Raw genomic sequence first — 19798 nt, 5'->3', positions numbered from 1 at the left:
ACGCTATTGTGCGCCGCCCAGGTGAAAATCTCAACGCTTCGGGTTCTGTAACTGACAGTTATTTAGCACAATTCTGTCTCGTTTATAGACCGTTGCCTCGTCGCCTTTAGACCAGAAGACGTAGATACCATCGGTATAGCGTGCACCTGATGCCGACACACCCTGTTTGAGATTCAATAGTTGATTATCATAAACAAAGCTCGCCACCTGTCGGGTATTGTTCAATTTTACGGTAAGCGGTTTTTCATCACAGCGGTATTCGAGCGTATCCGTTTGCATGCGCTCGACAAATTGGTTGTACACACTACAACCGGTAAGCAATACGGGCAGACACACTAATAACAATTTTTTCATAGCCATTTCCTGAAGACTTTCCTGGTCCCGGAGGGCAAAAACACCCTCCCTAACATCCCTAGTTTATCGGTATAGCGCCTGAAATAATTTCAGTTAACTCTGAGTTCGTGGATTGGCGGGGAAAATAGCCCCTAAAACGCTGGGCTCAGATGCGCCGGTCACCGAAGGCAGGTTGCCCGGCAGTCCCGCGAGTGTACGCCACGCCAGCCAGGCAAAGGCCAACGCTTCCATATCATCACCACTGATCCCGGCTTCATCGGTGGAGGTCACTTCCGTCCCTGGCAGCAGCGCCGCCAGACGCATCATAAGAAGTGGATTGCGACTACCGCCGCCACATACCATCAACCGTTCACACCCACCGCTCAATAGGACCTGCTCGGAAATCGTCACGGCCGTCAGTTCAGCCAAAGTCGCCTGTACGTCTCGTGGGCGAATTCCCGGAAACTGCGCCAGATGGCGTTCAATCCAGCCATAATTGAAATATTCGCGCCCCGTACTCTTTGGCGCTGGTGCAGAGAAATACGGATCGTTAAGCATCGTTTGCAACAGTGGCAGGATCACTGTACCCGAGCAGGCCCACTGTGCATCTTTATCATAAGGTTGGCCACATTGCCGCCAAATCCACGCATCCATCAGCATATTGCCCGGGCCGGTGTCATACCCCCGAACCGGTTGTTTTGGAATGAGCAGTGACAGATTGGCAATACCACCAATATTTAACACCATCCGGCGTTCCGTTGGATGCGCCAGCAACGCCTGATGAAAAGCTGGAACCAGCGGTGCCCCCTGTCCACCTAACGCGATATCGCGCCGACGAAAATCACCGACCACCGTTACCCCGGTACGCGCTACAATCTGGTTGTTATCACCAATTTGTAGCGTGTGTGGCGCAATTCCTGTCGGTTCATGCCACACGGTTTGCCCATGACAGCCGATCGCGACAATATCCTGCGGTTTTAATTTTTCCTGCTGCAGCAACGCGTTCACCGCATCAGCGAACAAACGCCCCAACTGCGTGTCCAGTTGACCGTATTGGGAAAGCGTCAGTTGCTGCCCCTGACAAATATCCAGAATGGCCTGTTTTACATGAACGGGGATGGGCCATGTCAGACTTGCCTGCTGCGCAACCATCGTTTCATCTATCGCCGCCAGCACAACATCCACACCATCAAGGCTGGTTCCAGACATCACTCCGATAAAACGGCCCGATTTCATACGTCATCCTTTTAAGCAAATTAGCCTTGACACTCCACCATAAAGTGTCGACTAATTCCATGCTTCCTTGATGATTTTTGCAGGTTAATCTTTCCAGTAACCGCTAAATTCCATCACCGTGATGAATGATTCGTTTATACTCGGTTAACCCGATTTCGGTTAAGATTTTCATATTGTTCCAGTAGAACATGTGACCTTAGACTCACAAATGCCATATAATTTAGCCATGAGGAGTGCTTTATTAGCGTTTCGTGGTGACAAAGGAGATTTGTAAATGATTAAACGTGTGCTGATTGTTTCATTAATGGGCGTATCTTTAGCGGGCTGCGTTAACAATGATAGCCTTTCCGGTGACGTGTATACCGCATCCGAAGCGAAACAAGTTCAGAACGTTACCTACGGTACGATTGTTCATGTTCGTCCGGTGCAAATCCAGGGTGGTGACGACGCAAACGTGATTGGCGCTATTGGTGGTGCTGTGCTGGGTGGGTTCCTCGGTAACACCGTAGGCGGCGGTACCGGTCGTTCATTAGCGACAGCTGCAGGTGCGGTTGCTGGTGGCGTAGCAGGCCAGGGCGTACAAGGCGCGATGAATAAAACCCAGGGCGTAGAACTGGAAATTCGTAAGGATGACGGTAATACCATTATGGTGGTTCAGAAGCAGGGTGCGACCAAATTCTCTGCGGGTCAGCGCGTTGTTATGGCTAACAATGGTAGCCAGGTTACCGTGTCTCCACGTTAATCGAATTCACGTGTGGTCAGCCTCTGGCCACACGTCGTTTTGATCGCTTTAGCCCTGCGACTGCAGTTCAATGATATTGTGTTCCAGTCTGGCGACCAGTTTTATCAGCAGATCAATTTCCTCAGCGGAAATCCCTTCCAGAATTTCGCCGCGCGTTTTATTGATAACCGCTTCCATATCAGCAATCAGCGGTTCGGCCTTCTCCGTTAATTTAATTCTCTTTGCCCGACGATCGCTGGCGCAAGTCTGTCGTGAAATGAGTCCCTTTTCTTCTAACTGGTCGAGTGTACGCACCAATGAAGGCTGCTCAATACCAATCGCTTTAGCCAGTTGAATCTGTGATTGACCCGGTGGCAACTGATGAATGTTGTGCAGCGTAACCCAATGCGTCTGCGTCAACTCCAGAGGTTTCAGGCGATGGTCAATCAGAGCACGCCAAATGCGCACCAACCGTGCCAGATCAGAACCTAATGGCGATTCCAATTTCATCTCCTTATAATTAGCTTGCTAAGTTATTGTGCTGATTTTAGAATAGTGTGCAGCATTTGTATTCCCAAAACAAATGTATTGCCAAATTTGCTTACCGGATGACATTTTTTCAGACATTATGCGTTACAGAGACACATTGTCCCTTTTTTTGCTAAACCTATAGCAACGCTCTTTTCGCCAAGGATTTTGCCCGTGAAGTTTATGTTTAATGCAACAGGATTGCCCCTACAAGATTTAATGATCGGAGCATCTGTCTACTTCCCCCCTATTTTCAAGGCGTTTGTTGCAGGATTTATCCTCTGGCTAGTTGTTCATCGCCTGCTACGCGACTGGATCTATTCTGGCGAAATCTGGCATCCCCTGTTAATGGATCTGTCCCTCTTTACGCTTTGCGTGTGTCTGGCCTTTGTCATGTTGATTGCGTGGTGATTATGTCGCTTAAAACCATTAAATACTTCTCCACTATTATAGTCGCTGTCATCGCCGTCCTCGCCGGGTGGTGGATGTGGAATTACTATATGCAATCTCCATGGACGCGTGACGGAAAAGTCCGCGCTGAACAGGTCAGCATCACACCGCAAATCTCTGGCAGCATTAGTGAACTCAACATTAAAGATAATCAACTGGTTAACAAAGGCGATATTCTTTTTGTTATCGACAAGACCCCTTTCCAAATAGCTGAGCTGAATGCACAGGCTCAGTTGGCCAAAGCGCAGTCCGATCTGACCAAAGCCGATAATGAAGCCAGACGTCGCCGCAATTTGTCGCAAAATTTCATCTCGGCAGAAGATTTGGACAGTGCACTGCTCAATGTAAAAGCCATGCAGGCGACTGTTGCCGCAGCCCAGGCCAGCTTGCGCCATGCTCAGTGGCAACTGGCGCAAACGGTAGTCAAAGCCCCGGTCACAGGCTGGGTCACCAATCTATCAACCCGTACCGGAGACTACGCCTCAACGGGTAAACCGCTGTTTGCTCTGGTCGACAGTCACTCTTTTTATGTCATGGGCTATTTCGAAGAAACCAAGCTACGCCATATTCAAGACGGGGCACCTGCTCTAATCACTCTCTACAGCGGCAACATTAAGTTACAGGGTCACGTTTCCAGCATTGGTCGCGCTATTTATGATCAGAGCGTGGAAAGCAATTCCGGTCTGGTTCCTGACATCAAACCAAACGTTCCGTGGGTCCGTCTGGCGCAGCGGGTTCCTGTTCGTATCGAATTTGATACCCTTCCGCACGATGTTACGCTGGTTTCGGGGACAACCTGTAGCGTGTCCATCGGTCAGCAAAAATGAAACTGCCCCGCCTGACACCAGCCATTCTGCCGTGGTTTAAAGCCACGAGCGGACAATGGCGTTACGCGCTGCGTAATACTATTGCGATGTGTCTGGCGCTAACCTTCGCCTATTACCTCAATCTGGACGAACCCTACTGGGCGATGACATCAGCAGCGGTAGTCAGTTTTCCAACCGTTGGTGGCGTGATCAGCAAAAGTCTGGGGCGTATCGCGGGCAGTTTACTTGGTGCAACGGCCGCATTGATTATAGCCGGTCATACACTCAATGAACCGTGGCTGTTTCTGTTGAGCATGTCAGTCTGGATCGGTTTTTGTACCTGGGCGTGCGCGCATTTCACCAACAACGTGGCCTACGCTTTTCAACTGGCAGGCTATACCGCGGCGATTATTGCGTTTCCAATGGTGCATATTACAGAGGTTACGCAACTGTGGGATATCGCCCAGGCACGTGTGTGCGAAGTCATTGTCGGGATCCTCTGTGGCGGCTTGATGATGATGATCCTGCCCAGTACATCCGATGGCACCACGCTGCTGACCGCATTGAAAAATATGCATGCACGTTTGCTGGAGCATGCCAGTTTACTCTGGCAGCCAGAAACCACAGATGCTATCCGCACCGCCCATGAAGGGGTGATTGGCCAAATCCTGACCATGAATCTGCTACGTATTCAGGCGTTCTGGAGCCACTACCGTTTTCGCCGTCAAAATACCTTGCTCAATGCGTTGTTACACCAGCAGTTGCGGTTGACCAGCGTAATTTCCAGCCTGCGGCGGATGCTACTGAACTGGCCCAACCCCCCGGCAAATACCCGGAATGTCATTGAGCAGTTGCTGAACGCATTGGTAAAACCCGATACCGACAGCTACGCCGTAGCGCGGATTATCGCCCCGCTGTGCCCCGTCGATCAGCATGACTATCGGCACGTCGCCTTCTGGCAGCGTCTGCGCTATTTTTGCCGTATCTATCTGAAAAGCAGCCATTATCTGCGCTTACTGGAAAAGGGGGTTACGGTCGATAATATCAATATTGAGCGCACGCCGGGTCTTGCCCGTCATACCGATAACGCGGAGGCTCTCTGGAGCGGATTGCGTACCTTCATTACGCTGATGGCAATCGGCGCGTGGAGCATTGGCGCACAATGGGAATCAGGCTCCGGGGCTCTGACACTTGCCGCCATCAGTTGCGTGTTGTATTCCGCCGTAGCAGCCCCCTTCAAATCACTCTCTTTGCTGATGCGCACGCTGGTCCTGCTGTCGCTGTTCAGTTTTGTGGTGAAATTCGGTCTGATGGTACAAATTACCGATCTCTGGCAGTTTATTCTGTTTCTCTTCCCACTGCTTGCCACCATGCAGTTGTTAAAATTACAGATGCCGAAACTGGCAGGGCTTTGGGGACAGCTGATCGTCTTTATGGGATCGTTCATCGCGGTGACCAATCCTCCCGTCTATGATTTTGCAGTTTTTTTGAATGACAATACGGCGAAGATCACGGGCGTCGCGCTGTCGTGGCTGGCTTTTGCCATTCTGCGGCCAGGTTCTGATGCGAGAAAGAGCCGCCGTCATATTCGTGCGTTACGGCGTAACTTTGTCGATCAACTTAGCCGCCATCCGTCACTCAATGAAAACGAATTTGAATCGCTGACCTATCATCACGTCAGCCAGCTCAGCAACAGTCAGGATGCGCTGGCGCGACGCTGGTTATTACGTTGGGGGGTCGTATTGCTGAACTGCTCGCACGTAGTGTGGCAACTGCGCACCTGGGAGGCGCGTTCGGATCCGCTGGCTCGGGTCAGGGACGTGTGTATCTCTCTGCTGCGCGATGTAATGAGCGAACGTGGCGTCCAGCAACGATCACTGAATGCCACGCTGAGTGAGCTACAACGCATCTGCGATACGCTTGCCCACCATCATCAACCTGCTGCGCAGGAGTTATCGGCATTGGTCTGGCGGCTACACTGCTCGCTTTCACAACTCGAACAGGCGCCACCGCCGGGCACTCTCAGTAGTTGATTATTTGATAACACCACAGGCGTAGCGCGCTCCGCCACCGCCAAGCGGTTTCGGTTGATCGGACATATTATCGCCGCCCACATGGATCATCAGCGCCTTACCTTTTACCTCGTCGAGCGTTTTGAGCCGCGGCGCAACAACCGGCGTTGTCGCATTCCCTTCGTTATTTACCACCAGCAATGGCAGGTCACCCATGTGACCTGCGCCTTCCGGACCTTCATGCTTGCCAGTTTTATGCGGATCATAATGACCGCCAGCCGATTCTGCTGCTGAGGCTTTACCCTCTTTGATAGCGGGTTGGCAACTGCCGTTAGCATGCACATGAAAACCATGTTCACCCGGTGGCAGTGCTTTAAGATCAGGCGTAAACTCCAGCCCTTTTGCGGATTCGGCAATAGTGACCGTACCAATCTCCTGGCCAACGCCCTGCGACGTCACCAGATTCATCACCACCTTCTCACTGGCAGCCTGTGCACCTGCACAGCCCAATAACGTGATGATGGCTAAACTCAAACGTTTCATACAACCTCCGTCATCCAGGTGTCTGACTGATAAGTGTAATCCAGTGACACAAATTTGAACGACGGAACGCTGAATACGTGATTAAGGCACGTCGTAACCGAGCGCCGCTTTACGAATACGGAACCACTGCTGGCGAGACATGTTCAATGACTCTGATTCAATTGCAGCACGCACACGTTCGATTTTACCCGAGCCAATAATCGGCAGTGGCTGCGACGGCAGACGCAGGATCCACGCATACACCACTTGTTCTATGGACTGTGCATTCAGTTCTTCTGCTATCACGGCAAGTTCATTTCGTAATGGCTGGAACGCATCGTCATTAAACAAGCGACCGCCGCCGAGGCAGGACCAGGCCATTGGACGAATACGCAACTGCTGTAGTTGATCTAAAGTGCCATCCAGCAGGAGCGGCTGATGTACCGGTGAAATTTCTACCTGGTTGGTCGCCAGCGTAAACGGCAGACGCGATTGCAGCAATGAGAACTGTGCCGGGGTGAAGTTAGAGACACCAAAATGGCGCACCTTACCGCTATGATGTAATGTCTTGAAAGCTTCCGCCACATCGTCTGCATCCATTAACGGATCGGGACGGTGGATCAACAGCAGATCAAGATGATCGGTTGCCAGCAGCTTCAGCGACTGTTCGGCACTGGCAATAATATGGGCGCGGTCAGTGATGTAATGACCCAGCGCGTTTTCCTCTTTCGCCGTCGTGGCAATACCGCATTTGGTCACAATCTGCATTTTTTCACGCAGGTGCGGTGCCAGTTTCATCGCCTCGCCAAACGCCGCCTCACACTGGTATCCGCCATAAATATCCGCGTGATCGACAGTCGTGACACCCAGATCGAGATGTTCCTCAATAAAGCTGACTAGCTGACGTGCGGACATATTCCAGTCCATCAGGCGCCAGTACCCCATCACAAAGCGCGAAAATTCCGGGCCTTGCGGCGCAATAGTAATACGCTGAACCATAGCAGCTTCCTTATAAGTGAATGTGCATCGAGTATACGCAATTACGCTTTTAAAAGAGTGAAGGTTGTTGCGGTTCTTCCGGCGGGTTGGATTTGTTTGCGCGTAATTTACGCATCAGGCGCTGGCGACAAAGCCGCAGTACCTCCTGCTTTTGGGCATCGCTCATTTTCTGCCAGTTAAAACGCTCATCCCGACTGCGAAAACAGCCACGGCAAAATCCGCGTTCGTCAGACTGACATATACCGCGGCATGGGCTCTGGACAGGGAAAAACTCCAGCTGTTCGGCCACATCCCCTCCTTTAGTGAGATTGATATACCTATTGAAGACGTTAACTGAATTTCTCGCAAGGGCTATTGCATTAGACCGACTGGTCTATTACACTTCTTCCCATGAACAAAGTCACTGAACACGATACACGCGAACATCTGCTGGCGACCGGCGAACTGCTGTGTATGCAGCGCGGCTTCACCGGCATGGGCTTAAGCGAACTACTGAAAACCGCTGAAGTTCCTAAAGGTTCGTTTTATCACTATTTTCGCTCTAAAGAAGCGTTCGGCGTCGCGATGCTGGAACGCCACTATGCGGCCTATCATCAGCGACTGGCTACGCATTTTGCTACAGGGGCGGGGAATTACCGCGACCGTATCCTGGCCTACTATCAGGAAACCCTGAACCAGTTTAGCCAGCACGGGATTATCAGCGGCTGTTTAACCGTTAAGCTGTCTGCCGAAGTGTGCGATCTGTCAGAGGATATGCGCACAGCGATGGATAAAGGTGCACGGCACATTATTGCGCTGTTAGCGCAGGCGCTGGAGAAAGGCCGGGGCAATCACTGTCTGTCCTTTGTTGGCGAGCCGTTACAGCAGGCACAGGTGCTGTATGCATTGTGGCTGGGCGCCAACCTCCAGGCCAAGATTTCTCGTAGCGCCACTCCGTTGGAAAATGCGCTGGCGCACGTTAAAACCATCATTACAACGCCTGCCGTTTAACAGGCGTTTTTATTTCTTTTATTACTAGACGACCGGTCTATTCAGGAGTGCCACATGTCATCTGAAAAACTGTTTTCCCCACTGAAAGTGGGCGCCATTACGGCAGCGAACCGCATATTCATGGCGCCACTGACGCGTCTGCGCAGCATCGAGCCGGGCGACATCCCTACTCCGCTGATGGCCGAGTATTACCGTCAACGCGCCAGCGCAGGTCTTATTATCAGCGAAGCGACGCAGATCTCCGCCCAGGCGAAAGGCTATGCAGGGGCGCCGGGGCTACACAGCGAAGCACAGATTGCCGCATGGAAAAAAATCACTGCGGCCGTACATGCTGAGCAAGGTCATATTGCTGTTCAGTTGTGGCACACCGGGCGCATTTCTCACGCCAGTCTGCAGCCAAATGGTCAGGCACCGGTTGCGCCTTCTGCGATTAGCGCCGGTACCCGCACCTCACTGCGCGATGAAAATGGCCAGGCAACACGTGTCGATACCTCAATGCCGCGTGCGCTGGAAACCGAAGAAATCCCTGGCATAGTAAATGACTTCCGTCAGGCGATTGCCAACGCACGCGAAGCGGGTTTCGACATGGTTGAACTGCATTCCGCTCACGGCTACCTGCTGCATCAATTCCTGTCACCAACGTCTAACCAGCGTACCGATCAATACGGCGGTAGTGTTGAAAACCGTGCTCGTCTGGTACTGGAAGTCGTCGATGCAGGTATTAAAGAATGGGGTGCCGATCGCATTGGTATCCGTGTTTCCCCTATCGGCTCGTTCCAGAACGTCGACAACGGTCCGAATGAAGAGGCTGATGCTCTGTACCTGATTGAACAACTGGGCAAGCGCGGCATTGCTTATCTGCACATGTCCGAGCCAGACTGGGCTGGTGGCGAACCGTATTCAGACGCGTTTCGCGAGAAAGTTCGCGCCCGTTTCCACAGTCCGATTATTGGTGCGGGCGCCTATACGCCAGAGAAAGCCGAATCACTGATCGAGAAAGGTCTGATCGATGCTGTTGCCTTTGGTCGTGCTTACATTGCTAACCCGGATCTGGTTGCACGTCTGCAGCGTAAAGCCGAGCTCAATCCACAGCGTGCGGAAAGTTTCTACGGCGGCGGTGCTGAAGGCTATACCGATTATCCTACCCTGTAACCTCACAAACTCAGTTCTGCCATTGATAGCGGCGTAACAACGCCGCTATACTAAAACAACATTTTGAATGTATTAGCCATTTTCGAAGGGGAAAAAGATGCGTTTACTTCATACCATGCTGCGCGTGGGTGACCTGCAGCGTTCCATCGAGTTTTATACTAACGTGTTGGGCATGAAGCTGCTGCGTACCAGCGAAAACCCTGAATACAAGTACTCTCTGGCCTTTGTCGGCTACGGCCCGGAAACCAGCGAAGCGGTGATCGAACTGACTTATAACTGGGGTGTCGATAAGTATGAGCTGGGCACAGCCTACGGTCATATCGCCCTGAGCGTAGATAACGCGGCAGAGGCCTGTGAACGTATTCGTCAAAACGGCGGTAACGTAACGCGTGAAGCGGGTCCGGTAAAAGGCGGCACAACTGTGATCGCGTTTGTTGAAGATCCGGACGGCTATAAAATTGAGCTGATCGAAGAAAAAGACGCCGGCCGCGGTCTGGGCGACTAACCCCCCCTCGGGCGCAGATCGTCTGTGCCCGTAGTTTTATACTCATCATTTTGCCATAATACGCGCTGCAATTTTCCCGTATTAAGAGACCCAGATGTCCGATAACGCTCAACTTTCCGGTCTGTGTGACCGTTTTCGTGGTTTTTATCCTGTCGTCATTGATGTCGAAACAGCAGGATTTAACGCCAAAACCGATGCGCTGCTTGAAATTGCCGCCATCACTCTGAAAATGGATGAACAAGGCTGGCTGATGCCGGACATGACGTTACATTTCCACGTTGAACCGTTTGAAGGGGCGAATTTACAACCCGAAGCGCTGGCATTTAACGGTATCGACCCGAGCAACCCGCTGCGTGGCGCGGTCAGCGAATATGACGCTCTGCATGCCATCTTCAAAATGGTGCGTAAAGGCATTAAAGACAGCGGCTGCAATCGGGCAATCATGGTGGCGCATAACGCTACGTTCGACCACAGTTTCATGATGGCAGCAGCAGAACGCGCCTCGCTGAAACGTAATCCGTTCCATCCGTTTGTCACCTTTGATACAGCGGCATTAAGCGGTCTGTCATTGGGGCAAACGGTGTTGTCAAAAGCGTGCCTGGCGGCGGGAATGGAGTTTGACGGGAATCAGGCACACTCGGCACTGTATGACACCGAACGTACGGCCGTGCTGTTTTGCGAAATCGTTAACCGCTGGAAACGTCTCGGCGGTTGGCCTCTTCCCTTGCCTGAAGAAGCGTAACGGCGACATAAAAAAAGCGACCATTTCAGGTCGCTTTTTTACTTCTGCTGATATTACTCAGCGTCCGGCTCTTCGGTTTTGTATTTCGCAGCTGTTTCTTTAATCAGCTGCTGCAACTCACCGCGCTGGTACATTTCGATCAAAATGTCACAACCGCCAACCAGCTCACCATCAACCCACAGTTGCGGGAAGGTCGGCCAGTTTGCGTATTTCGGCAGTTCGGCGCGAATATCCGGGTTCTGCAGAATATCAACGTAAGCAAAGCGTTCACCACAGGCTGACAGCGCCTGCACAGCCTGAGCAGAGAAACCGCAGCTTGGCAGTTTTGGGGAACCTTTCATGTACAGGAGAATCGGGTTTTCAGCGATCTGGCGCTGGATTTTTTCGATAGTGGTGCTCATTATCTTGCTTCCTTAAACTTCTTTTACGGCAGTAGTCTGACATTGTAGCGGGTCAGGCAGGTAACGGAAAATAACATTTTCATTACGCGATATTATTTTATCGCCTGTCGTTAAAAGTTGCATTCACAATCTCATTTATCCGCATGGAGCCTGTGGATTTGATTATCTGTTCACCAATTACGCCCTGAATTGCTGTTTTTTTTTGCGGTCGGTTACGAAACGTAGTTTTAAACGAAAAAAGCTATTAACTTTCCCTCTTTCTATAGATTAGAATCGTCAAGTTTTGAAAATCACACGCAGGCACGATAGACCTGCCTTACCAGAGGACTGCTCAGTGGCGCGGATAAACCGAATCTCGATCACGCTCTGTGCTTTACTTTTTACCACACTGCCTTTTACGCCTATGGCTCATGCTTCCAAGCAGGCCAGGACGACACCTACCGCTTCCCACACCGTCAAGACGGTAGATAAAAAGAAAAGCGCAACAGCCAGCCAAAAAGCAACAAAAACCAACAAGAAAACGGCGACAAAAAACACCAGTAAAACCAGTACGAAAACGGCTTCCTCCTCCAAAAAACGCACAGCGACTCCGGCAAAATCGACGAAAACAGCAAACCGTCGTAGTAAAACAGCGGCAATACAATCCCCCGCCGTCACCTGGACTGAAAAATGTACCCCGCGCAAAGGTCATAAGCCACGTTGTGTAAAAGTGAAGACGACTGCGCCAACAGCCGTTGCTGATGTACATAAAGTGAAAGTACAGAAAGCAACCAAAACCGCCATGTCTACCCTGATGAACCAAATCGGCAAACCTTACCGTTGGGGGGGCACCTCACCCAGAACCGGTTTTGATTGCAGCGGGCTGGTTTATTACGCATACAAAGATCTGGTCAAGTTCCGCATTCCACGTACCGCCAATGAAATGTATCACCTGCGCGACGCTGCGCCGATTGAACGTGGCGAACTGAAAAACGGTGATTTGGTCTTCTTCCGCACGCAAGGTCGCGGTACCGCCGACCACGTTGGCGTCTATGTCGGCAATGGTAAATTTATCCAGTCTCCACGCAGCGGTCAGGAAATTCAAATAACCTCTCTGAGCGAAGATTACTGGCAACGCCACTACGTGGGCGCTCGCCGTGTAATGACGCCGAAAACAATTCGCTAAAAACTTACCCTACAGAATATGCTGTAGGGTAAGTTCTTCTTTTGCATAACCTTTCAATTTGCTACCCTATCCTTACTCACAATGAGGCTATTGTGTGTACTCAATATAAATAATAAGGAGAGAAGCAATGTCGTTCGAATTACCTGCATTACCGTATGCCAAAGATGCTCTGGCACCGCACATTTCTGCCGAAACGCTGGAATACCACTATGGCAAACATCACCAGACTTACGTTACTAACCTGAATAACCTGATTAAAGGCACGGCGTTTGAAGGTAAATCACTGGAAGAGATCGTACGTAGCTCTGAAGGTGGTGTATTCAATAACGCAGCCCAGGTCTGGAACCACACGTTCTACTGGAACTGCCTGGCCCCGAACGCAGGTGGCGAGCCGACCGGTAAACTGGCCGAAGCGATTGCCGCCTCCTTTGGCAGCTTTGCAGACTTCAAAGCACAATTCACCGATGCCGCTATCAAGAATTTCGGTTCTGGCTGGACCTGGCTGGTCAAAGGAACGGATGGCAAACTGGCTATCGTGTCCACCTCCAACGCAGGTACACCGCTGACGACTGACGCGACGCCGCTGATGACCGTTGACGTGTGGGAACATGCTTACTACATCGATTATCGTAATGCCCGTCCTGGCTACCTGGAACACTTCTGGGCACTGGTGAACTGGGAATTTGTTGCGAAAAACTTCGCAGCATAAGATGACAACGCAGAAGGGTTTCCCTTCTGCGTTTTTGTTTTTAATTCGTTGCGTTGCAGACTTCTTCCGCTTGTTTCCTTGCCGAGACAAAGACCAGCAGTAGCGCAAGTCCCGCCACAATCGCCCCCATTACCGGTACGAAACTGTAGCCCAACCCTCCGGAAATTACCGCCCCACCAGCCGCCGCTCCCAGGGCATTCCCCAGATTAAACGCGCCAATATTAACTGACGATGACAATCCAGGCGCCTCGCTGGCAACGCGCATCACACGCATCTGCAGCGGCGGAACCACCGCAAACGTTGCTGCACCCCACACCACCATACTCACGGCCGCACCCAGCTCATTACGCGCAAGGAAAGGTATCGCCAGCATAATAATCATCAGCAGCAGTAAAAAGCCTTTTAGCGTACCGTTAACCGAACGGTCAGCCAGTTTACCCCCCAGATAGTTACCGATAGAGAACCCAACGCCAATCAGCACCAGCATAGCGGTGACAAACGCCGGTGTAGCATGAGTAATGCTATGCAGCACGGGTGAGATGTAGGTATAAAGCGTAAACATCGCCCCGGCCCCCAGAACGGTCGTCAGCAGAGCCGACAACACCTGCGGACGCATGAGTACCGCCAGTTCGCTGCGGACATCCGGGCGCTCTCCTGCCCCACCTTTGGGTAATGAGAAGAACAGGCTGACCATGGCGATAACACCCAGTCCCGCCGTCGCCATAAAGGACATACGCCAGCCGATGGTTTCCCCAAGCCAGGTTGCTGCGGGAACACCGCCAATATTGGCAATTGTTAACCCCATAAACATGGTTGCTACGGCACTGGCCTGTTTGTGTTTGGGCACCACGCTTGCGGCAACCACAGAGCCAAGGCCGAAAAATGCCCCGTGGTTAAGACTGGTCAAAATGCGCGACAGCATCAGCGTCGTGTAATCCGGAGATATCGCCGAAAGTACATTACCCAACGTAAAAATGGCCATCAGGAAGATAAGCGCATTGCGACGCGCACGATGGGACAGCAGTAATGTCATCAGCGGGGCGCCAACCATCACGCCTACCGCATACGCGCTGATTAACATCCCTGCGGCCGGAATGGATACATCCACGCCTTTGGCAATGACGGGTAGCAACCCCATAGGAGAAAATTCGGTCGTTCCAATGCCAAACGCACCTATCGCCAGCGCCAGTAAAGGATAATTGAGTTTCATCTATCGACTCCGTAACGTCGAGCCTTGGCACGACACATCATAAGAGTCAAAAGCATGACATTGATCGCAAAATTAATAAAGTTAACAAAACTGCAAAAGACTTTTGCTTATTTGCAAAAAATAGGACGGAAAAGGCAAGCAGAAAGGATGAGGGAGAGCGAACTCCCTCGGGGGGAAATCAGTGCAGTGCTGCAGTCAGGCCACCCGCGACAATCAGGCCCAGAACAATTATGGTCGTTACTAACGAAAATTTCAGATCGGTGCTCATCAAGTTTTCTCCTTTTTATTCCCACACAAAAAGTGATATTGCGCATTTTTACACACTTGAAAGCAAAAATCTCTCACGATTTATATTGATAACTGCTTTTAACTCTTCCCCTTTTCGTTAAGATCAGACAAAATTCCACGCTTACTTGATTAGCGTACCGGCCATTGACCCCTTCCTGACGTTCCGTGTCGTTTTCCCGGCGTGCCGCAACCCTGACGTTGCGTTGAGGGTGTGTGAAGGCAAACGTTTACCTGGAGTATTCTCAGGAGCTTAGGATATGGTCTGGAGTGAGATGTAATGGCAACTATTAAAGATGTAGCGAAGCGAGCAAACGTTTCCACTACAACCGTATCACACGTAATTAACAAAACGCGCTTTGTCGCTGAAGAAACGCGCAACGCTGTCTGGGCAGCGATCAAAGAGCTGCACTACTCCCCTAGCGCAGTTGCACGTAGCCTGAAGGTGAATCACACCAAATCGATCGGTTTGTTGGCAACCAGCAGCGAAGCGGCATATTTCGCCGAAATTATCGAGGCCGTTGAGAAAAATTGTTTCCAGAAAGGCTACACCCTGATTTTGGGCAACGCCTGGAACAGTCTCGAAAAACAGCAGGCTTATCTGTCTATGATGGCGCAAAAGCGCGTAGATGGCTTGCTGGTAATGTGTTCAGAATATCCGGAATCACTGCTTTCCATGCTCGAAGAGTATCGCCATATTCCAATGGTGGTTATGGACTGGGGCGAAGCAAAAGCCGACTTTACCGATACCGTCATTGATAACGCTTTCGAAGGCGGTTACATGGCAGGCCGGTATCTGATTGAACGCGGTCATCGTGAGATCGGCGTGATCCCAGGACCTATGGAGCGTAATACCGGCGCAGGCCGCCTGGCTGGCTTCATGAAAGCGATGGAAGAAGCGCTGATTAAAGTGCCTGACAACTGGATTGTCCAGGGTGATTTTGAGCCTGAATCCGGCTACCGCGCTATGCAGCAAATCATCTCCCAGTCACATCGCCCAACCGCCGTATTCTGTGGTGGCGATATTATGGCGATGGGTGCGCTGTGTGCCGCAGATGAGATGGGGCTGCGCGTGCCGCAGGATATCTCAGTTATCGGTTACGACAACGTGCGCAACGCCCGTTACTTCACCCCTGCGCTGACAACCATCCATCAGCCAAAAGATTCACTTGGTGAAACGGCCTTCAACATGCTGTTAGACCGAATCGTGAATAAACGTGAAGAATCGCAGTCCATTGAGGTACACCCACGCCTGGTAGAACGTCGCTCCGTGGCCGACGGCCCGTTCCGCGATTACCGTCGTTAAGACTGTTGTGCGGGAGCCTCATCCGGCTCCCGCAGCCACTCTTTGTTCAGCGTTTCGCTATCCCCTAAATAGTCCAGCAGCCAGCTCAATGCCGGCGACGTATCGTTCTGTTGCCATGTCAGACAGCATGCGGCATCCGGGAACGGATTTTCCAGCTGTAACGCCACCCATTTTCCGCTATCGATCCACGGTTTGGCAAAATGCGTCGGTACCATCCCGACACAGAGTCCGGCTGACAAGCAGGTGGCCGATGATTCCCAGTCAGGCACCACGACGCGTTTTTGGTTGTCCAGTAGCCAGGTAATACGCTTTGGCAGCGTACGGGACGTGTCTTCGCGTACCAGCGATGGCCAGTTGCGCAACGTATCGTCACTGAGCGGTCCCGGCATTGCCGCCAACGGATGATGACTGGCCACCACGCAACTCCAGCTCAGCATTCCCATATCCCGGAACGTATAGCGCCCCCCTACCGGAATGGCCTGCGTTGCTCCGATAGCTAACTCCACCCGACCATCTGAAAGCGCGTCCCAGACGCCGTTAAACACCTCCTGAAAGACCAGAAGTTCCACATCATCGAAATGGCGGTAGAAATCCACGATCATCTGGCGGGTACGATCCGGGCGGACAATGTTATCGACTGCAATCGCCAACTGCCCGCGCCAGCCGTTGGCAATTTGCTGACATTGCTGACGGGTGATCTGCATTTTTTTGATAACAGATCGGCCTTCTTTTAAAAACCACGCACCTGCAGGCGTTAATTCCACGTCCCGATGACGACGTTCAAAAAGTGGCACAGCCAGCCACTCTTCCAGTTGGCGCACTGTGTAGCTTACCGCCGAAGGTACGCGGTGCAACTCCTGCGCGGCCGAACTAAAGCTACCGTTACGCGCCACCGCATCAACCACCTCAAGTGAATATTCAGACCACATATTCTGCCTGCAAAAAATTTGAAATCAGTAAGCAAATATTAGCGTTTCACAGCGAGAATTACACTCACTACACTCAGCGGCAATGTTCTATTGCTAAAAAGAGAAACGATAATGCAACCGGGAAAAGGGTTTTTAGTCTGGCTGGCAGGTCTTAGCGTGCTGGGTTTTCTGGCAACGGATATGTATTTGCCCGCCTTTGCGGCTATTCAGTCCGATTTACAGACGCCCGCCTCTGCCGTGAGTGCCAGCCTTAGCTTGTTCTTAGCGGGATTTGCCGTCGCACAACTTTTGTGGGGGCCACTCTCTGACCACTATGGTCGCAAACCTATTTTGCTGCTGGGCTTATCCATCTTCGCGCTGGGCAGCCTGGGCATGTTGTGGGTAGAAAACGCCACCGGCTTACTGGTGCTACGCTTTATTCAGGCCGTTGGTGTCTGTGCGGCTTCGGTTATCTGGCAGGCGCTGGTTACCGATTATTATCCTTCACAAAAAGTAAACCGCATTTTTGCCACCATTATGCCGCTGGTTGGATTATCCCCTGCACTTGCACCGTTATTAGGCAGTTGGATCCTGGTACATTTTTCCTGGCAGGCCATTTTTGCTACCCTTTTTGCGATTACCCTGATCCTGATGCTGCCGGCCCTGCGCTTAAAACCAACGGCAAAAGCGCGCGACGACAGCCAGGATAAACTGACGTTCGCTACGCTGCTGCGCTCCAAAGCATACCGTGGAAATGTACTGATTTACGCAGCATGTTCTGCAAGTTTCTTCGCATGGCTGACGGGTTCACCATTTATCCTTAGCGAAATGGGCTATAGCCCGGCTGTGATTGGTCTGAGCTATGTCCCGCAAACTATTGCATTTTTGATCGGGGGTTACGGCTGCCGCGCGGCACTGCAAAAATGGCAGGGTCGCCAGCTTCTGCCATGGTTGCTTATCCTGTACGCCATTAGCGTTATCGCCACCTGGGCTACAGGCTTTATTCACCACGTTGCGTTGGCTGAAATCCTGATCCCATTCTGCGTGATGGCCATTGCGAACGGGGCAATCTACCCTATCGTTGTCGCTCAGGCGCTGCGTCCATTCCCTCAGGCAACAGGGCGCGCCGCTGCGTTGCAGAATACGCTGCAACTGGGGTTATGCTTCCTGGCAAGCCTGGTCGTTTCGTGGTTAATCAGCACGCCGCTGCTCACGACCACCAGCGTTATGCTGACGACAGTGTTGCTGGCCGCGTTAGGTTACAAAATGCAGTCACAGGCTGAGAACACATCCTTGCCGGATGAGAGCGCGCAAGTTGCACACGGTGAGTCACATTAATCATTGTTGTGGGCATTTAGTTAGCCCGCTAACAATTTTCGGTTGAATAGCCAAAAATTCAGGCCTATACTGATTTTCGGTTGTTAATAAAACGATAAGATTTATAGAGTAACGGGAACAAGCAGGTTCCCGTTCTTCCATGGATGGCCTTTTCGGCAAGGGTTCCTCCCTTCCTCTGTTCTACGTCGGATTATAGATTCGCGGATTAATTCCGTGAGATTTCTCACAAAGCCCAAAAAAGCGTCTACGCTGTTTTAAGGTTCTGATCACCGACCAGTGATGGAGAAGCTATGAGTTCATCATGTATAGAAGACGTCAGCGTACCGGATGATGACTGGTACCGAATCACCAATGAGCTATTGAGCCGTGCAGGCATTACTATTAATGGCCCGGCACCGGCAGATATTCGCGTTAAAAACCCCGACTTTTTCAAACGCGTGTTGCAGGAAGGGTCGTTAGGTTTAGGTGAAAGTTATATGGACGGCTGGTGGGAATGCGATCGGCTGGATATGTTTTTTAGCAAAATCCTGCGTGCAGGTCTTGAAAGCCAACTTCCCCGCCACTTCAGAGATACGCTACGTATCGCAACGGCCCGTCTGTTTAATTTACAAACCAAAAAACGTGCGTGGGTCGTTGGCAAAGAACACTACGATCTTGGCAACGATCTCTTTAGCCGCATGCTTGATCCCTACATGCAATATTCCTGCGCCTACTGGAAAGATGCCGATACCCTGGAATCTGCCCAGCAGGCGAAGCTAAAAATGATTGCCGATAAATTGCAATTGAAACCAGGTATGCGCGTTCTCGATATTGGCTGCGGCTGGGGAGGCTTGTCCCAGTTCATGGCGTCACAATACGGGGTGAGCGTGACTGGCGTGACTATTTCAGCAGAACAGCAAAAAATGGCGCAGACGCGCTGTGAAGGGCTGGATGTCACTATTTTGCTGCAGGACTACCGTGACCTGAATGACCGGTTTGACCGTATCGTTTCCGTCGGTATGTTTGAGCATGTGGGGCCGAAAAACTACAACACCTATTTTGACGTTGTTGACCGTAATTTAAAGCAAGACGGTCTTTTTTTGCTGCATACCATCGGCTCTAAAAAAACCGACAATAATGTTGATCCGTGGATCAATAAATACATCTTCCCGAACGGCTGTTTACCGTCAGTTCGCCAGATAGCCAACGCCAGCGAGCCACATTTCGTGATGGAAGACTGGCATAACTTTGGTGCGGATTACGATACTACCCTGATGGCCTGGCACGAGCGTTTCATAACCGCCTGGCCAGAAATTGCCGCCAACTATAGTGAACGCTTTAAACGGATGTTCAGTTATTACCTGAATGCGTGTGCTGGCGCATTTCGCGCGCGCGACATCCAGCTGTGGCAGGTTGTGTTCTCTCGTGGCGTTGAACACGGGCTCCGCGTTCCCCGTTAGACAGCATCGCCCCCGAACTACCGGGGGCTTTTTATTCCGAC

At 51.4% G+C, this 19798-nt stretch carries 22 protein-coding genes and 1 pseudogene; 13 read left to right on the top strand and 10 right to left on the bottom strand.

Translation table 11 applies throughout. The annotated features are described in order from the left end of the window. Window positions 1–30: 30 nt before the first annotated feature. Both mliC and anmK read right to left on the bottom strand, forming a co-directional pair. Window positions 31–360, bottom strand: a complete 330-nt coding sequence (gene mliC, locus EHN13_RS16505; protein ID WP_086523662.1) for a C-type lysozyme inhibitor — start codon at window positions 358–360, stop codon at window positions 31–33. A gap of 87 nt (window positions 361–447) precedes the next feature. After that, a complete protein-coding gene (anmK, locus tag EHN13_RS16500) occupies window positions 448–1569 on the bottom strand; it encodes an anhydro-N-acetylmuramic acid kinase (RefSeq protein WP_048211755.1) in 1122 nt (373 codons plus the stop codon). Window positions 1570–1843: 274 nt separating this feature from the next. On the opposite strand from anmK, the gene slyB reads away from it, so the two are divergent. Continuing rightward, the gene (gene slyB / locus EHN13_RS16495) at window positions 1844–2311 is read left to right on the top strand and encodes an outer membrane lipoprotein SlyB (protein ID WP_003029175.1); all 468 of its coding nucleotides are present in this window, start codon (window positions 1844–1846) and stop codon (window positions 2309–2311) included. A 48-nt stretch (window positions 2312–2359) separates the two neighbouring features. Here the strand turns inward: slyB and slyA are convergent, their stop codons facing one another. Beyond that, window positions 2360–2800 carry a transcriptional regulator SlyA gene (gene slyA / locus EHN13_RS16490; protein WP_124021749.1) on the bottom strand — a complete coding sequence of 147 codons (441 nt, stop codon included), beginning with the start codon at window positions 2798–2800 and terminating at the stop codon, window positions 2360–2362. 192 nt (window positions 2801–2992) lie between these two features. Here slyA and EHN13_RS16485 point away from each other — a divergent pair, with 192 nt between their 5' ends. The 3 genes and pseudogenes from EHN13_RS16485 (at window position 2993) to EHN13_RS16475 (ending at window position 6132) form a co-directional block, all read left to right on the top strand. Next, on the top strand, window positions 2993–3229 hold the full coding sequence (locus EHN13_RS16485; protein WP_005127177.1) for a DUF1656 domain-containing protein: 237 nt from the start codon (window positions 2993–2995) through the stop codon (window positions 3227–3229). A gap of 2 nt (window positions 3230–3231) precedes the next feature. Beyond that, window positions 3232–4095 (top strand): efflux RND transporter periplasmic adaptor subunit, encoded by an 864-nt coding sequence (locus tag EHN13_RS16480; RefSeq protein WP_048211756.1) that lies wholly within the window; start codon window positions 3232–3234, stop codon window positions 4093–4095. Beyond that, window positions 4092–6132 (top strand): annotated as a pseudogene (locus EHN13_RS16475) (FUSC family protein). The gene EHN13_RS16480 and the pseudogene EHN13_RS16475 overlap by 4 nt, the downstream one beginning before the upstream one ends. On the opposite strand, the gene sodC reads toward EHN13_RS16475, so the two are convergent. The 3 genes from sodC to EHN13_RS16460 all read right to left on the bottom strand — a co-directional run bounded on the left by sodC (window position 6108) and on the right by EHN13_RS16460 (window position 7896). Next, a complete protein-coding gene (gene sodC / locus EHN13_RS16470) occupies window positions 6108–6629 on the bottom strand; it encodes a superoxide dismutase [Cu-Zn] SodC (protein WP_101742545.1) in 522 nt (173 codons plus the stop codon). The pseudogene EHN13_RS16475 and the gene sodC overlap by 25 nt on opposite strands. 81 nt (window positions 6630–6710) lie before the next feature. Further along, entirely contained in the window at window positions 6711–7607 is an 897-nt protein-coding gene (locus tag EHN13_RS16465) for an aldo/keto reductase (RefSeq protein WP_061067856.1), read from the bottom strand. A 49-nt stretch (window positions 7608–7656) separates the two neighbouring features. Next, complete coding sequence (locus EHN13_RS16460; protein ID WP_048211759.1) at window positions 7657–7896, bottom strand: DUF1289 domain-containing protein; 240 nt, start codon at window positions 7894–7896, stop codon at window positions 7657–7659. A gap of 101 nt (window positions 7897–7997) precedes the next feature. Here EHN13_RS16460 and EHN13_RS16455 point away from each other — a divergent pair, with 101 nt between their 5' ends. The 4 genes from EHN13_RS16455 to rnt all read left to right on the top strand — a co-directional run bounded on the left by EHN13_RS16455 (window position 7998) and on the right by rnt (window position 10996). Beyond that, on the top strand, window positions 7998–8597 hold the full coding sequence (locus EHN13_RS16455; RefSeq protein ID WP_048211760.1) for a TetR/AcrR family transcriptional regulator: 600 nt from the start codon (window positions 7998–8000) through the stop codon (window positions 8595–8597). A 54-nt stretch (window positions 8598–8651) separates the two neighbouring features. After that, window positions 8652–9749 (top strand): alkene reductase, encoded by a 1098-nt coding sequence (gene nemA / locus EHN13_RS16450; protein WP_061067855.1) that lies wholly within the window; start codon window positions 8652–8654, stop codon window positions 9747–9749. Between the two features lie 97 nt (window positions 9750–9846). Next, on the top strand, window positions 9847–10254 hold the full coding sequence (gloA, locus tag EHN13_RS16445) for a lactoylglutathione lyase (protein WP_003029198.1): 408 nt from the start codon (window positions 9847–9849) through the stop codon (window positions 10252–10254). Window positions 10255–10348: 94 nt separating this feature from the next. Next, entirely contained in the window at window positions 10349–10996 is a 648-nt protein-coding gene (gene rnt, locus EHN13_RS16440) for a ribonuclease T (RefSeq protein ID WP_101742547.1), read from the top strand. 53 nt (window positions 10997–11049) lie between these two features. Here the strand turns inward: rnt and grxD are convergent, their stop codons facing one another. Further along, window positions 11050–11397 (bottom strand): monothiol glutaredoxin 4, encoded by a 348-nt coding sequence (gene grxD, locus EHN13_RS16435; protein WP_003832760.1) that lies wholly within the window; start codon window positions 11395–11397, stop codon window positions 11050–11052. 334 nt (window positions 11398–11731) lie between these two features. On the opposite strand from grxD, the gene EHN13_RS16430 reads away from it, so the two are divergent. Together EHN13_RS16430 and sodB are read left to right on the top strand one after the other, a co-directional pair. Continuing rightward, complete coding sequence (locus EHN13_RS16430; protein WP_048211763.1) at window positions 11732–12562, top strand: C40 family peptidase; 831 nt, start codon at window positions 11732–11734, stop codon at window positions 12560–12562. Window positions 12563–12689: 127 nt separating this feature from the next. Next, window positions 12690–13271: a superoxide dismutase [Fe] gene (gene sodB, locus EHN13_RS16425; protein ID WP_048211764.1), complete on the top strand. Its 582-nt coding sequence runs from the start codon at window positions 12690–12692 to the stop codon at window positions 13269–13271. Between the two features lie 40 nt (window positions 13272–13311). Here sodB and EHN13_RS16420 read toward each other — a convergent pair whose 3' ends face one another. Beyond that, on the bottom strand, window positions 13312–14481 hold the full coding sequence (locus EHN13_RS16420) for an MFS transporter (protein WP_048211765.1): 1170 nt from the start codon (window positions 14479–14481) through the stop codon (window positions 13312–13314). A 178-nt stretch (window positions 14482–14659) separates the two neighbouring features. Next, complete coding sequence (cydH, locus tag EHN13_RS16415; RefSeq protein ID WP_003029209.1) at window positions 14660–14749, bottom strand: cytochrome bd-I accessory subunit CydH; 90 nt, start codon at window positions 14747–14749, stop codon at window positions 14660–14662. Window positions 14750–15046: 297 nt separating this feature from the next. On the opposite strand from cydH, the gene purR reads away from it, so the two are divergent. After that, window positions 15047–16072 (top strand): HTH-type transcriptional repressor PurR, encoded by a 1026-nt coding sequence (gene purR / locus EHN13_RS16410; protein WP_048211766.1) that lies wholly within the window; start codon window positions 15047–15049, stop codon window positions 16070–16072. Here the strand turns inward: purR and punR are convergent. Further along, entirely contained in the window at window positions 16069–17001 is a 933-nt protein-coding gene (gene punR / locus EHN13_RS16405) for a DNA-binding transcriptional activator PunR (protein ID WP_048211767.1), read from the bottom strand. The genes purR and punR overlap by 4 nt on opposite strands. A 111-nt stretch (window positions 17002–17112) precedes the next feature. On the opposite strand from punR, the gene punC reads away from it, so the two are divergent. Together punC and cfa are read left to right on the top strand one after the other, a co-directional pair. Further along, window positions 17113–18318 carry a purine nucleoside transporter PunC gene (punC, locus tag EHN13_RS16400; protein WP_101742549.1) on the top strand — a complete coding sequence of 402 codons (1206 nt, stop codon included), beginning with the start codon at window positions 17113–17115 and terminating at the stop codon, window positions 18316–18318. A 290-nt stretch (window positions 18319–18608) separates the two neighbouring features. Then, window positions 18609–19757, top strand: coding sequence for a cyclopropane fatty acyl phospholipid synthase (cfa, locus tag EHN13_RS16395; RefSeq protein WP_124021747.1), 1149 nt, complete (start codon window positions 18609–18611; stop codon window positions 19755–19757). Window positions 19758–19798: the final 41 nt, after the last annotated feature.

The organism is Citrobacter youngae (assembly GCF_003818115.1).
GTDB classification, from domain to species: Bacteria; Pseudomonadota; Gammaproteobacteria; order Enterobacterales; family Enterobacteriaceae; genus Citrobacter; species Citrobacter youngae.
This window is presented reverse-complemented; position numbering and strand designations above follow the sequence as displayed.

Coding starts and splice junctions, on each gene's coding strand:
- gloA (WP_003029198.1), top strand. CDS start 9,847: ATGCGTTTACTTCATACCATGCTGCGCGTGGGTGACCTGCAGCGTTCC.
- cfa (WP_124021747.1), top strand. CDS start 18,609: ATGAGTTCATCATGTATAGAAGACGTCAGCGTACCGGATGATGACTGG.
- nemA (WP_061067855.1), top strand. CDS start 8,652: ATGTCATCTGAAAAACTGTTTTCCCCACTGAAAGTGGGCGCCATTACG.
- EHN13_RS16420 (WP_048211765.1), bottom strand. CDS start 14,481: ATGAAACTCAATTATCCTTTACTGGCGCTGGCGATAGGTGCGTTTGGC.
- mliC (WP_086523662.1), bottom strand. CDS start 360: ATGGCTATGAAAAAATTGTTATTAGTGTGTCTGCCCGTATTGCTTACC.
- EHN13_RS16480 (WP_048211756.1), top strand. CDS start 3,232: ATGTCGCTTAAAACCATTAAATACTTCTCCACTATTATAGTCGCTGTC.
- sodB (WP_048211764.1), top strand. CDS start 12,690: ATGTCGTTCGAATTACCTGCATTACCGTATGCCAAAGATGCTCTGGCA.
- punC (WP_101742549.1), top strand. CDS start 17,113: ATGCAACCGGGAAAAGGGTTTTTAGTCTGGCTGGCAGGTCTTAGCGTG.
- purR (WP_048211766.1), top strand. CDS start 15,047: ATGGCAACTATTAAAGATGTAGCGAAGCGAGCAAACGTTTCCACTACA.
- sodC (WP_101742545.1), bottom strand. CDS start 6,629: ATGAAACGTTTGAGTTTAGCCATCATCACGTTATTGGGCTGTGCAGGT.
- slyB (WP_003029175.1), top strand. CDS start 1,844: ATGATTAAACGTGTGCTGATTGTTTCATTAATGGGCGTATCTTTAGCG.
- punR (WP_048211767.1), bottom strand. CDS start 17,001: ATGTGGTCTGAATATTCACTTGAGGTGGTTGATGCGGTGGCGCGTAAC.
- EHN13_RS16465 (WP_061067856.1), bottom strand. CDS start 7,607: ATGGTTCAGCGTATTACTATTGCGCCGCAAGGCCCGGAATTTTCGCGC.
- grxD (WP_003832760.1), bottom strand. CDS start 11,397: ATGAGCACCACTATCGAAAAAATCCAGCGCCAGATCGCTGAAAACCCG.
- slyA (WP_124021749.1), bottom strand. CDS start 2,800: ATGAAATTGGAATCGCCATTAGGTTCTGATCTGGCACGGTTGGTGCGC.
- anmK (WP_048211755.1), bottom strand. CDS start 1,569: ATGAAATCGGGCCGTTTTATCGGAGTGATGTCTGGAACCAGCCTTGAT.
- rnt (WP_101742547.1), top strand. CDS start 10,349: ATGTCCGATAACGCTCAACTTTCCGGTCTGTGTGACCGTTTTCGTGGT.
- EHN13_RS16455 (WP_048211760.1), top strand. CDS start 7,998: ATGAACAAAGTCACTGAACACGATACACGCGAACATCTGCTGGCGACC.
- cydH (WP_003029209.1), bottom strand. CDS start 14,749: ATGAGCACCGATCTGAAATTTTCGTTAGTAACGACCATAATTGTTCTG.